Annotated in this window: 11 protein-coding genes and 1 pseudogene; 7 read left to right on the top strand and 5 right to left on the bottom strand. The window is 64.5% G+C overall.

What is annotated here, in order from left to right; all coding sequences use genetic code 11:
* On the bottom strand, window positions 1-659 hold a 659-nt coding region (locus J1M40_RS06375; RefSeq protein WP_241252139.1), incomplete at its 3' end, for an MFS transporter.
* A 279-nt stretch (window positions 660-938) separates the two neighbouring features.
* On the opposite strand from J1M40_RS06375, the gene J1M40_RS06380 reads away from it, so the two are divergent.
* Window positions 939-1,535, top strand: a complete 597-nt coding sequence (locus J1M40_RS06380; RefSeq protein WP_206450609.1) for a recombinase family protein — start codon at window positions 939-941, stop codon at window positions 1,533-1,535.
* Window positions 1,536-1,557: 22 nt separating this feature from the next.
* Here J1M40_RS06380 and J1M40_RS06385 read toward each other — a convergent pair whose 3' ends face one another.
* Entirely contained in the window at window positions 1,558-3,468 is a 1,911-nt protein-coding gene (locus J1M40_RS06385) for a UvrD-helicase domain-containing protein (protein WP_206450610.1), read from the bottom strand.
* Entirely contained in the window at window positions 3,465-5,432 is a 1,968-nt protein-coding gene (locus J1M40_RS06390) for an ATP-dependent endonuclease (RefSeq protein ID WP_206450611.1), read from the bottom strand. The genes J1M40_RS06385 and J1M40_RS06390 overlap by 4 nt, the downstream gene beginning before the upstream one ends.
* Window positions 5,433-5,591: 159 nt before the next feature.
* Between J1M40_RS06390 and J1M40_RS06395 the strand changes: the two genes are divergently transcribed.
* Together J1M40_RS06395 and J1M40_RS06400 are read left to right on the top strand one after the other, a co-directional pair.
* Window positions 5,592-8,339 (top strand): DNA methyltransferase, encoded by a 2,748-nt coding sequence (locus J1M40_RS06395; RefSeq protein WP_206450612.1) that lies wholly within the window; start codon window positions 5,592-5,594, stop codon window positions 8,337-8,339.
* A 437-nt stretch (window positions 8,340-8,776) separates the two neighbouring features.
* Window positions 8,777-9,662, top strand: a pseudogene (locus J1M40_RS06400) (IS5 family transposase).
* Here J1M40_RS06400 and J1M40_RS06405 read toward each other — a convergent pair.
* Window positions 9,659-9,919 (bottom strand): hypothetical protein, encoded by a 261-nt coding sequence (locus J1M40_RS06405; RefSeq protein WP_206450613.1) that lies wholly within the window; start codon window positions 9,917-9,919, stop codon window positions 9,659-9,661. The pseudogene J1M40_RS06400 and the gene J1M40_RS06405 sit on opposite strands and share 4 nt — an antisense overlap.
* 152 nt (window positions 9,920-10,071) lie before the next feature.
* Window positions 10,072-10,248 (bottom strand): hypothetical protein, encoded by a 177-nt coding sequence (locus J1M40_RS06410; protein ID WP_206450614.1) that lies wholly within the window; start codon window positions 10,246-10,248, stop codon window positions 10,072-10,074.
* A gap of 310 nt (window positions 10,249-10,558) precedes the next feature.
* On the opposite strand from J1M40_RS06410, the gene J1M40_RS06415 reads away from it, so the two are divergent.
* The 4 genes from J1M40_RS06415 to J1M40_RS12895 all read left to right on the top strand — a co-directional run.
* The gene (locus tag J1M40_RS06415; RefSeq protein WP_031943823.1) at window positions 10,559-10,858 is read left to right on the top strand and encodes a hypothetical protein; all 300 of its coding nucleotides are present in this window, start codon (window positions 10,559-10,561) and stop codon (window positions 10,856-10,858) included.
* 3 nt (window positions 10,859-10,861) lie between these two features.
* A complete protein-coding gene (locus J1M40_RS06420) occupies window positions 10,862-11,311 on the top strand; it encodes a helix-turn-helix transcriptional regulator (RefSeq protein WP_049159095.1) in 450 nt (149 codons plus the stop codon).
* 101 nt (window positions 11,312-11,412) lie between these two features.
* Complete coding sequence (locus J1M40_RS12705) at window positions 11,413-12,045, top strand: HNH endonuclease family protein (RefSeq protein WP_242821274.1); 633 nt, start codon at window positions 11,413-11,415, stop codon at window positions 12,043-12,045.
* Window positions 12,046-12,127: 82 nt separating this feature from the next.
* The coding region (locus tag J1M40_RS12895; RefSeq protein ID WP_206450616.1) for a helix-turn-helix domain-containing protein at window positions 12,128-13,079 on the top strand (952 nt) is incomplete at its 3' end.

Consider the following 13,079-nt stretch of genomic DNA (forward strand, 5'->3'; position numbering starts at 1 on the left):
GCCCCTGCGATCAGAACCCAGTTCTGTGGAATATGGGCCAGTTCCTTGATGACGAGCACGGTGCCCACCAGCCCGACCATCGCATAGAGGGATGAGACGAGATCCCACTTCTTCGACGGATCGGGATGGTTGTGCGGCGCGATGATTGCGGTCGCCACAAGTGCGATGGCAACAACGGGGACATTGATGAGGAAAACAGATCCCCACCAGAACCGTTCGAGAAGGGCGCCGCCGAGAATGGGTCCGAGCGCTGCCCCCGCGATCGACAGGCTCCCCCAGATGGCGATGGCGATGTTGCGCTCACGAGGATCGTCGAACGCGAGGCGGATCAGAGCAAGCGTGGCGGGCATCATCGCTGCGGCCCCCACAGCGAGGAGTGCCCTGGCGCCGATCAGGAAGGCAGGGTTGGGCGAGAATGCCGCTGCCAGTGATGCGGCACCGAAGATCCACAGGCCGACGACGAACATTCGGCGGTGGCCGATGCGATCGCCCAGTGTGCCTGCTCCCAAGAGGAGGCCAGCCATGACCAGGGGGTAGGCGTTGATGATCCACAGTGTCGAGGATCCGGACGCGCCGAGGTCTGCGGTCAACGTAGGCAAGGCGGTGTAGAGGATCGAATTGTCGAGGGTGATGAGTAGCAGGCCGGCCCCCACGGTCATGAGCAGCCACCACCGCCGCGGCGATGATCCAACGTCGTTCACTGTTGTACCCCTGTCCTCTGCCTGTAGTCGCATCAACGAAACTATACTAACAGGTGAGTAAAGTAAACGTCAACGCTCCGACAGAGGGATGCCTCACAATCCAGCTGGGTGTTCATTGCCCCATCCCGGCGTCAAGCCGGGTATACCCCTTTACACACCCCTGCCTCCCACGAGACCATCACGTCAGATAAGGTCCCAGACCGGGCCGTTAGACAGAAGTGTCGGAGGGTCTAGGACGTGGTTGGACAGACTGTGGCCTACGTGCGGGTGAGCTCGGCGGAGCAGAACCTGGGCCGGCAGCTGGAGGCGGTGGGGGAGTGCGACCGCATCTTCGAAGACAAGATCTCCGGCAGCTCTCGGGCCAAGCGCACCGGGTTGGCCGAGCTGATGGCGTACGTCCGGGAGGGGGACCTGGTGAAGGTCGCCTCGATGGACCGGCTCGGCCGAGACACCCGGGACCTGTACGCGATCGTGGACGACCTCACAGACAAGGGGTGCGCGGTCCAGTTCGTGTCCGAGCGGATCACCGTGGACAAGTCCGGCACCTCCCCAGTGGATGGGCTCATGCTGGGCATCTTGGCGGCGTTCGCGGAGTTCGAGCGCCGGCGGATCAAGGAGCGCCAGGCCGAGGGCATCGCCCTAGCCAAAGCCCGCGGCAAGTACGTCCAGGCCCCGAAGCTCTCGGACACCGACGTGGAGCAGGCGCGCGTGATGATCGACATGGGGATCCCGAAGGCCGAAGTGGCGCGCACGTTCGGGGTCAGCCGGCAGACCCTGTACACCTCGCTGTCCAGAACGCAGTCGAGAGTCGGAGGAGGCCTTGGCTCCGAGTGATCAGCTGGGTGAAGCGTCACATCTAGTCGAACCGAATCAGTGACACTCCTGCGTCTTGCAGGTCTTGATAAATTTCTCCAAGCGGTGCCCGAGGGCCTCGCTGGTCACATTGGGTGAAAAACAAGCGCTCAGATGCCCGAGACACTCCCACGAAGAATGTCATGGTGGACTCGATAGTGTTTCGCGCGTGTGCCCACCACTGATCGTTGTCAAGGCCGACGAAGAAGACTGTCGGGTACTCCAGCCCCTTGCTGCGGTGAATGGTCAAGAGGGCCACGGCGTCGTGGTCGAAAAAGGTCTCGGCTACTGAGCTCCAGGACTCGACACGGAGGAGCGTCTGCGCGAGCCGGATGCGGAATGCCTCAAGGGTGACATCAAGGTCCCCAGGTCTATCCCCGAACAGCCGCTTGTGCCCGGCCGTTTCGGTACGCACAAATTGCGTTAACTTTCGAGTTAGAGACGCGGCGATTTCCTCATGTATACCCCCACATGAGTCTGTTCCGATGGGCGTCACCGCCAGCCAGGTCCGCAGATCCTTGAGGTAGTCCGTCAGCTCGTCGTCGATCTCTCTCCCGAGTTTCATGCTTGGCCCACTGGAGCGCACCCGCCCCAGGCTTTCCGTAACGTCACGCCAGACCTGAGGCTGGCCGCTTCTGTTGGTAGCAAGTGCAAGAATGCCCAGTAAGAGTCGTACCAGCTCATCAGTGAGAAGGTCTTGCAGTCTGCGAGTGCCTACTTGTGCATCGTCGTTGCGAAGTCGCAATCCACTGGCTGTCAATGCCCGCTCTAGTTCGGGTTCCAGCATGTCGACCCGTTGTCGGGCAATTACGGCGTAGTCAGCGGGCCGTCGGCCCGTCGTCTCTATGTCTGTGGCGATCCATGCGGCAATGGCGTTCGCTTCGCGCTCGGCAGTGCGGAAGGACCACACTTCAACGGGGGCCACGCCCACCCCTGCATCAACACGCGATTGCTGTGGTGCTACATCGGGATCGAGGCGAACCGCGAAACGATGCTGCAGGTCGACGAGCTGCTGGGTGGATCGGAAGTTGGAGGTGAGAGTGAAGCTCTGGGACGCGAAGTCCGCGTTGAACTGAGCGAATGCATCGTCGAGTGCACCGGCCCAGCCCATGATTCGTTGTTTACGGTCGCCGACGACCGTCATGGTCGTGGTTTCGGGGGAAAAAACCGTCTTGAGAAACGAGTACTGGGCGTAGGTGGTGTCTTGGAATTCATCGATGAAGACAAACGGATACGTAACCCGAAGAGCTCGCTGAAGAGGCGGGCTCGTCCGAATGATAAGGTCGGCTAGCCGGTTTAACATGACGAAGTCGACGACGGACCCATCCGCGTTCAGGTACTTGCGGCTCCACCACTGTTGGGCGGCGTATTCCTGAACGGAGGTCGGTGCCGGTTGCATAGACGGATCGGCTGGGAGTTCGGCCGCGCCGATAATATTGGGTAGAAACGTGGCGGGTGAGAGTGCATACACAGCTTGTGCATGCTCCCGGTCTAGTCCTGCTGCAATGTCCGCCAAAAACTCCTTAACCTCTTGGGGGGACGAGAAACGGATATTGTAATCGGGATCTAGCGTCCATTCACGCGGCAGCAGGGCCCGAAACCGGTCGACTATTGACTTGGTGAATGCATCGAACGTCATCGAATTGAACCGGTGAGCATGCTCGGGCAAGCGTGATTGAACGCGATCTCGTAGGTTGCTAGCAGCGGATCGCTTAAAGGATATTGCCAAGATCTTTTGCGGCGGGCTGCAAATACCTGTTTCTAAAAGGTACCCCGCCCGCTGTGCCAAGAATTCTGTTTTTCCCGCACCGGGGCCTGCCGTTACCGAAACAGTTTCGGCCCTCAGGGCGTCCCACGCAGCCGGCTCGAGGTCATCGATGCCGCGAGGAATCCACTGCTCAGAGGATAAGTTCATGACGGCATGACCGCCTTCTCGATACGGTCTAGGAGACGGCCGAGGGGCGGGGGCGGCTTAGTGAGGTCATCCTTCGGGACTAAGGAGAGTGCTCGAAGATGCGTGCTGGGCTTGGAATCGCTCAAGAATAGATAGCGGTACCAATATAAGTCATCGACACACTCCTCGCTCTTCCATAGATCGACATCAGGCCGGTCGCCCGGGTCGCCAAGAACAGAGTTGCGTGGGTCACCTGTCTTTCGGGGTCCGGTCTTACCATCTTCACGACGTTTGTACTGATCGGGATATCTCCCGAGCATTAGCAGGTCGAGATCTAGCGGTGTCGAGAAGTACACGTACCACTTTTCAAGATGGCCGAGCCATGCCTTTATTTCGTCCATGCTGAGTCCACTGATGTCGTCGACACAGGTAAAACCATCTATTGCTTTACTGCCATCGAACGGCGACTGACCGATCTCAATGAGACGGTTGCAGGCGTCTCGGATACGGCCTTCTCCGCCGCCGTTACGGCCGTAATCAAGGTCTAGGAGTGTTGCGTGTGGAATTCGGAGCTCATTGAGAAGGCGCCAAAAATGATTCGTATGTCGTCCACCAAGCGGGACAACGGCAACAAATGACTGATCAACGTGAAGGTTACGTGCCGCTGCAAGCTTGGGGATAACCAGTTCTTCGGATGTGCCCTCGCAGAGGAGTACAAAGCGCGCGAAATATAATTCTGGATGGGCTTGCACGGCTTCACGTATGTATTTTCCGGCTTCGGATGCTTCGGATGGAAGAAGAATTTTGCTTACGGCGGTTGATTTCGAGGTCTCGTCGATGCGGAAGTGCCTGATGCGGTCAGGCGTGACGCGAGCCATGACGCTCGCTGAGTGGCTGGAAATCAGAGCTTGGGCCCGGCCAGACCTTGTGACGGCGATGAGTTGCTCGACAACCCGGGATAGGAAGTACGGTGACAGGTTGTTTTCGGGTTCCTCGATTGCCAAGATCGTTAGTGCGGGGAGTGCGGTGGCCGTCATGTCGAACTTGTCCTGATGCTGGCCTAGGGCAATCTGGGACTCGAGGTCGAGTGTGGCAGTAGTGAGAGCGATATGCAGTAGTGACTGCTGGCCGTCGCTTAGCTCGCGGGCCGGACGCACCCGTCCCGTGGGTGATGGTTCAAAAAGCATCTCTGCGTTGCTGACTAGGACGGTCATGTCCCTGGTAATCGGCTCGAAAGCCGGCGTCTGGTCAGTAGACAGATGATGGAGCTCTTTCCAGCGCGAAGCAATTGCCTCGGTTACGGTGGCGACGACTGCCTCGGTCCTGAACTTGGTAGATAACTGGTCAGTAGCGCCCGCAATGTGTTCCCGAAAACCTTCCGACCACATGCTCGCGCGCCATAGACGACCTCGGAGGAACGCGCTGACTTGCCGGCTGCCATCTCTGATTGCCGGGACGTATACAGCTTGTATGCGGTTGCGGTCCGATGCTTTCAGGTCGACACACTGATCCTCGAATTCGTCCTCGAAAGTATAGACAATCCGACGCTGATCTTCGATTAACCCACCAGCCGATCCATCGGCAGTCCAGGTGGCGTCCAGAACGACTCTTAGTTTGAGAGCACCTTCGGAATTGGCTGCCATCTGCATAAAGAACTCGGGCACAGTGGAGGTCGCATCAGATGCACCGTCATTGCTGTTGGTGGATGGTTCAATGTCAAGCTCGGGGAACGCGAAGACTACGTCAATGCGAAGAGTTCGGGTTGTCGCCGCTTCAGCTTCATCATTCGGGACGTGGAAATCTTCGACGCGAACCTCGCGCTGGTCCGGTACGACGCTAAACAGTCTGAGTAGCGCCTGGAGCGCCGCTGTCTTCCCGGAACCGTTTACCCCCAGCAATGCGGTCAGTTGCTTGTCGAAGGTGATCGTATGCGGTTCAGGCCCATAACACTGAAAATTGGTGAGGGTGATCTGCTCTAGATGCATCGACTCCGCCTCTCTGGGCAGGCTTGCCCGTCCCACAAACCTAACTGAGATCCCCAGCGCATGTCTCTGGGGCAAGTCGATCTCTCTAGCGCGTCCCGTGCCGGCTGTGCTGGCTAGGGCGGGCATGATGGGGCGGTCACCGTCGAAAGGCTCGCCCTCATGCAGACCAAGCCCCTGTCCTGGGACCAGATCCGCGCGAACGCAGCCGCGTTCGTGCACGAGTGGGCGGGGGAGTCCTACGAGCGGGGGGAGTCCCAGTCCTTCTGGACGGAGCTGTTCGCGGTCTACGGAATCCGCCGCCGCAAGGTGGCCCAGTACGAGAGCCGGGCGAAGAAGGCCGACGGCGGGGCCGGGTTCATCGACGTGTTCTGGCCCGGCATGCTCATCGCTGAGCAGAAGTCACTCGGCAAGGACCTGGTCGCCGCCGAGGATCAGGCGCTGACGTACTTGGCGAACGTGCCCGAGGCCGAGCAGCCCCGCTACGTGATCACCTGCGACTTCGAGACGTTCCGTCTGCGTGACCTGGAGGCTCCGGCCGGGGATGCCGATGCCGTGGTGGAGTTCCCGTTGGAGCAGCTGCCGGTGGAGGCCGAGCGGTTCGGGTTCATCGCCGGCTACCAGAAGCGCGTCTTTGGATCGGCCGAGCAGGCCGCGGCCTCCGTGAAGGCCGCGCAGCTGATGGCCGACCTCTACGTCGAGCTCGAAGGCTCCGGCTACGACGAACACGAGGCCTCGGTGTTCCTGGTGAGGACCCTGTTCGCCCTCTTCGCTGACGACTCTGGGCTGTGGGAGCGGGATCTGTTCCTGGAGTTCATCCAGACCCGTACCGCCGAGGACGGCTCGGATCTGGGCGCGCAGCTGACGGCTCTGTTCCAGGTGCTCAACCGGCCGGTGAACAAGCGCATGGCCGGCACGGACGAGCTGATGCTGCGCTTCCCGTACGTGAACGGGTCCGTGTTCGGGGAGGCGGTGTCGATCCCGTACTTCACCGCCTCGATGCGTCAGAAGCTGATCGCGGCCTGCCACTTCAACTGGGGTGGGATCTCTCCGGCGATCTTCGGGTCCTTGTTCCAGGCGGTGAAGTCCAAGGAGGCCCGCCGGGAGCTGGGGGAGCACTACACGACCGAGGAGAACATCCTCAAGCTCATCGGGCCGTTGTTCCTGGATGAGCTGCGGGCGGAGTTCGTGGCGAGCATCCACTCCCGGCCAGGGCTGCGCAAGCTGCACGAGCGACTGGGGCAGATGCGGTTCCTGGACCCGGCGTGCGGGTGCGGCAACTTCCTGATCGTGGCCTACCGGGAGCTGCGCGCCCTGGAGCTGCAGATCCTGGTGCGTCTGCAGGAGCTGTCGGGCAAGCAGGTGCAGACCTCGCTGGTGATGGACGAGGACGAGAGAGTGCGGGTGCGGATGTCGCACTTCAGCGGGATCGAGCTGGAGGAGTGGCCGGCGACCATCGCCCGCACGGCAATGTTCCTGGTGAACCACCAGGCGAACCAGGACATGTCGTTGAAGATCGGCGTGTCCCCGGAGCAGCTGCCGTTGACCGAGTCGGCGCACATCGTGGTCGGCAACGCGTTGCGCCTGGACTGGAACGAGGTCGTGCCGGCATCCGAGCATGTGTACGTGATGGGCAACCCGCCGTTTATCGGCCAGTACACGAAGACCGCTGAGCAGACCGCGGACATGAAGGCCGTTTGGGGTGCTGACTACGACGGGTACCTGGACTACGTGACCGGCTGGCACGCCCAGGCCATGCACTACTTCGCCGACCAGCCGGTGGGCCGGTTCGCGTTCGTCACCACGAACTCCATCGCTCAGGGCCAGCCGGTGCCGGCCCTGTTCGGGCCGTTGCACCGTGAAGGATGGACGATCCCGTTCGCACACCGCACGTTCGCGTGGACCTCGGAGGCTCCGGGCTCTGCAGCGGTGCACTGCGTCATCATCGGCTTCTCCAAGGGCATCCCCTTGAAGGGGGCGCGGCTGTTCTCCTATGAACGGTCCCAAGGGCATCCGCTGGAGGAACCGGTGAGCGCGATTAGCCCATACCTCGTAGAAGGGCCATGGGTCCTTGTGGCCAAACGCAACAAGCCGTTGGCCCAGCTACCGCCGGTGGTCTATGGGTCCAAGCCCGCCGACGGCGGGCACTTGATCGTGGAGCTGGCTGAGCACCCGGAGGTGGCCTCCGACCCGGTGGCGGTGAAGTACCTGCGTCGGTACGTCGGGGCACGGGAGCTGATCCGTGGGCTTCCCCGATGGTGCCTCTGGCTCGAAGACCTGGACCCCTCCGATCTCGCCCGCTCTGCTGTGCTGCGCCGACACATCGAGGAGTGCAAGGCGTATCGCGAGGCCGCCCCAGTCTCCGGGGACGCTTACAAGCTGCGCGGGACACCGCACCTGTTCCGGCCCAACAAAAATCGACCCCGTGGGGAATACCTCTGCATCCCGCGCCACGTCTCCACGACGCGGGCCTACTTCACCGCAGACCGCTTCGGAGCGGACGTCGTCTCTGGGGATGCCAACTTCGTTGCGGCCGATGCGGATGGTTTCGCGTTCGCGGTGATCTCATCATCGGCGTTCATCGCATGGCAGCGCATGGTCGGTGGGCAGATCAAGTCAGACCTGCGGTTCTCGAACACGCTGGTGTGGAACACACTGCCCCTACCTGAGTTGTCCGAGTCGGAGCGAGGCAAGCTCATTCAAGCCGGCGCCGGCGTGTTGGAGGCGCGCGCGCTGCACCCAGAGCGGTCGTTGGCTCAGCACTACAACCCGCTGGCGATGGCCCCTGAGCTACTGAAGGCGCACGCCCGACTGGACCGTGTCATGGACGGCATCCTCGGTCTGGGCTCCGGTGCGACGGAGAAGGAGCGGCAGACGCGCCTGATGGAGCTCTACGCCGCCTGCGTGTAACCGGTCCGGTCCGGTTCGACGCACCCGTCGCGTTGACGCGTCGTATCGGAAGAATCCACCAGCTGAGCGGTGATCTCGCGGAACGTCTTCTTCAGGGCGTCACCCTGCTGGAGGCACCACCACTGGCACCCACAGGCAGAGGCCTATGAAAGCGGGCTCTCCGAAAAAGAGTTCATCCGTCTGACCCCCAACTGATCGAGGACCACCCCCGCACCGAGGACGGCGAAAACACCGCGTGAACACCTCAGCGACACGCCCCGCGCTGCGCTCCCCGAAACATCGAGCGCGACGAGGACACCGTTCCTCTTAGCGCCCGTGTGCCGGCGACACACGCCCCGGCCCGCAGACTCCCGTGGTGCTCACGCGCCGAGCGCGAGAGCACCACGCTAGGGCGTGTCTGAGAATGGATCCAGGGGTCAGTTGGCACCCTGAAAGGCATGTCCCGGTTCCAGATGCTCTCCGATGCCCAGTGGGAGCTGATGGCCCCGATGCTCCCGACCCGGACCGGCCGCGCCGGCAGGCCGTTCTCCGATGCCCGCACGATGGTCGAGGCGATCATCTACCGGTACCGGTGCTTCGATCCCCTGGCGGGACCTGCCCGAGGTCTACGGGCCCTGGCAGAGAAGTGTGGACCTGGCACCGCCGGATGGCGGCCGAGGGCACCTGGGACACGGTGCTGGCGAAGCTGACCGCCGCCGCCGCCGCGCAGGGCTTGGTGGACTGGTCGGTGTCGGTGGACTCCACGATCGCCCGCGCTCACCAGCACCACCCGGCACACAGGGGGATGGATCGAGTTACAAGAATCCGCGTGAGGAGCCGGCCGATCACGGGATCGGGCGCTCTCGTGGCGGGTTGAGCACGAAGATCCATCAGCTCGTCGATGGCGCCGGGATGCCGCTGGTCAGCCTGATCACCCCAGGCCAGGCAGGAGACTCCCCGATGCTGTTGCCCCTGCTGGAACAGCTGCGTGTGGCCCGGCCGGTGGGACGGCCCCGGACCCGCCCCGAGGCGGTGCTGGGCGATAAGGCCTACTCCTCCCGGGCGATCCGCGCCCACCTGCGCACCCGAGGCATCAAAGCCGTGATCCCCGAGCCGGCGGACCAGCAGGGCCATCGCAGACGCCGCGGTGCCCGCGGCGGGCGCCCCGTCGGCCTCGACGCGGACGCCTACCAGGGGCGGAACGTGATCGAGCGCCAGTACGCGCGCCTGAAGCAGTGGCGGGGCCTGGCGACCCGGTATGACAAGTACGCGATCGTCTACCGGGCCGCCGTTCTCTTGAACGCGGTGATCGCGTGGTCCAAGCTATTGTCGGACACGCCCTAGGCCGCGGTCAGCACGGCGCCTGCGTGCGCGGGCACCAGCCCGTGGGCGGCGGCGTACTGGAAGCGCAGCATCTGGGCCAGGTGGGTCTGGGCTTGCATGAACGCGAGGACCTGAGCGGCGTCGGGCCGGTAGGCGGTGCCGTCGGCGGTCTGGGCGCGCACCATCTCGGGACGGTCGTGGGCGACCCAGCGGGCCACCTCGGAATCTGTGGTCGGCAGGGACGTGGTCATCCGCCCTTGCCAGGACACCTGGATCATCAGGAACACCTCCACCCTTACGTTGATCTGACGTCAACATACTAGGTGGGCTGGCAGGTGGAGGGCAACAAGCTCTGGACGCGCGAAAGCGCCCCGCGAGGTTCCTGCGACTGTCAGATCAACGGGAAAGCGGGGCGCTTCTGGGGTCCAGTCTAGGCGACCGGCGGCGCCGGCGGGAAGGCGTCCGGGGTGTCGATGAACCGCCGCAGCACCTGGCCGCAGTGCCACCAATGGCAGGCTGCGGTGCTCGCATGTGCACGCTCGCTGTCGGTCACCACCTCGACGGCCTCGGCCAGGGCGGCCTCCAGGTGCTCGACCTCGATGCTCATGGCTCCTCCGATCCGCGGGTGTCCTTCACCGTGGATAAGGCCGTCGCGCGGCCGTGATGTCCCTTCTGGGCGCCAGGCAGAGCGAAGCCCTCCCGGCGCGGAGGGGGGATGGCCAGGAGGGCTTCTAAGTCGCAGGCCCTACGGGATGGGCTCACGCTCGACCTGTGCAAACCGTAGCAGGGGCAGTGGTGACGGGGGGGAGGGTTGTGGATAAAGGTTGCGGGTGTATGGAATGACGCGTATGGTTAGACGTGTATCGCTAGACCTACGTGAGGTGATTCTGTCGCCTCCAGATTGAGAGAGCACCCCCATGACCACCTTCTACTACTCCGTCAACGAGATGGCTCGGCAAGCCGGCTTCACCTCGCCCTCCACCTGGACCCGCATCAAGAACGACCTGCGCGCCCCCGACGCCGTCATGGTCAGCAAGATCCAGGGCGCCGGCTGGACCCTGGACAGCTGGGAGGACGCCGCCAACAACGAGCTGCACACCCGTCGCGAGCCCCTGATGAAGGCCATCACCCGCCTGCGCCTCGAGGAGGAGGCCCTGCGTCAGGAGTACGGCGTGACCGACCAGGACGAGCCGGCCGACCAGAAGGCGGAGGGCTGAGCCATGAACGCTATCGAGCTGAAGTGCCGCCGAGAGGCCCTCGGTCTGTCCCGCGACGCCCTCGCCGACACCCTGGGTGTCGCGGAGAAGAGCATCACCCGCTGGGAGTTCGGCAAGAACCCGCCGCGGGACTGGTCCTGGATCGACTCGGCCATGACCCGCCTGGAGGACTACCGCGAGCGCCTCGTGGAGGAGCTGATCGCCGAGACCTTGCGCGTGCATGAGCAGGCCGGTGCCGCGCTGATGTTGACCTACGCTTCCCGCGGTTCCTTCTACAGGTGGTTGCCGGAGATGGAGGAGCCGGACATGGGTGATGGCATCGAGGTGATTCCCGTGGAGCTGCACCGGGCGGCCACCGCCGAGGCCGCGCGCCGGCTGCGGGTGAGCCATGGGCTGCACGCTGTGATCGAGGCTGTGCCCACTCCGCAGGAGCGTGAGGGGGCGGGCTCGTGAGCGTGCGTCGATGGGTCTCGAGCGTCGTCGCCGTGGTGGCTGCTCTGGGCGTGGCTGGCGCCGTCGGGGGTGGACATGTGCAGGGGGTCCAGGTGCCAGAGGTGAAGCTTCCCAAGGTGGCGCTGCCCAGCGGAGTGGAGCTGCCCTCACTCGGCGACACGTCCCCGACTCCGGCGGCCGGCCCGGTCGGGGGCCAGCTCGAGCAGCTGGCCCTGACCTCCGCGGCACCGGCCAGCGCCTACACGCGAGACGCGTTCGGCCAGCGCTGGGCGGACGTGGACCGCAACGGCTGTGACACCCGCAACGACGTGCTGCGGCGCGACCTGACACAGGTGCAGATCAAGCCCGGCACGCAGGGGTGCAAGGTGCTCTCCGGCCAGCTCGTGGACCCCTACAGCGGCGCTACGATCCCCTTCTCCTCCCAGGACTCCCAGGCCGTGCATATCGACCACACGGTCTCCCTTGCCGATGCCTGGGCCTCCGGGGCGTGGGCGTGGGACGAGTCCCAGCGCACGGCGTTCGCCAACGACCCGGCGAATCTGCTGGCCGTGGATGGGCCGGCGAACACCTCGAAGTCGGATGCGACCGCGGCGGACTGGCTGCCGGACACCGTTGCGGGCCGATGTGAGCTCGTGGAGCACCAGGTGGTGGTGAAGGCCAAGTGGGGGCTGAGCGTCACCGAGCGCGAGCGCGCGGCGATGCGCAGGGTGTTGGCCTCCTGCCCGGCTGGGTGAGCGAGGCCGTAACGTGTCCGGGGGGTGGGTGACCATGCCCCTGAACGGATGGACGATGCTGGCGCATGAGGAGGTGCGAGCGATGACGACTACCACGGGTACCGACCTGGCCCCGAGGCTGCGCGCGTTCAAGCACCGCCTGGACCCCAACCCCGCCCAGGCCACCCTGCTGGCCCAGTACGCCGGCGCCGCACGCGTCGCCTACAACATGCTCACCGCCCACAACCGGGCCGCCCTGGCCGCCGGTGCCGCCCGTCGCACCGAGCTGGCCGAGACCGGGCTGGCCGGCCCCGAGCTGGCCGCGCGCATGAAGGCCGAACGCGCCGCCGACCCCACCCTCCGCGTGGTCAGCTACCAGTCGTACTCCACGACCCACCTGACCCCGCTGATCCGCCGCCACCGCGAGGCCGCCGCCGCGATCGCCGCCGGCGCCGACCCGGCCGAAGCATGGACCGACGAGCGATACGCCGAGCCCTGGATGCACACCGTGCCCCGCCGCGTCCTGGTCTCCGGCCTCCAGAACGCCGCGAAGGCCACCGAGAACTGGATGGCCTCCGCCTCCGGCACGCGCGCCGGCGCGCGCGTCGGCCTGCCGCGGTTCAAGAAGAAGGGCCGGTCCCGGGACAGCTTCACCATCCCCGCCCCCGAGGTCATCGGCGCCGCGGGCACCCCCTACAAGCGCGGCGAGCCCCGCCGCGGGGTGATCACCGACCACCGGCACCTGCGCCTGGCCTCCCTGGGGACCATCCGCACCTACGACAAGACCAGCCGCCTGGTCCGCGCCTGCCGCCGCGGCGCCCAGATCCGGTCCATGACCATCTCCCAGGCCGGCGGACGGTGGTACGCCTCGATCCTCGTTGCCGACCCCACCCCCATCCGGACCGGGCCCAGCCGTCGCCAGCGCGCCAACGGCGCCGTCGGCGTGGACCTGGGCGTCAAGCACCTGGCCGCCCTCTCCACCGGCGAGGTCATCGACAACGGCCGCCCCGGTGCCCGCCAGGCCGCCCGCCTGACCCGCCTCCAGCGCGCCCACC

It is taken from the genome of Micrococcus sp. KRD026 (assembly GCF_017168445.1).
GTDB lineage: Bacteria > Actinomycetota > Actinomycetes > Actinomycetales > Micrococcaceae > Micrococcus > Micrococcus luteus.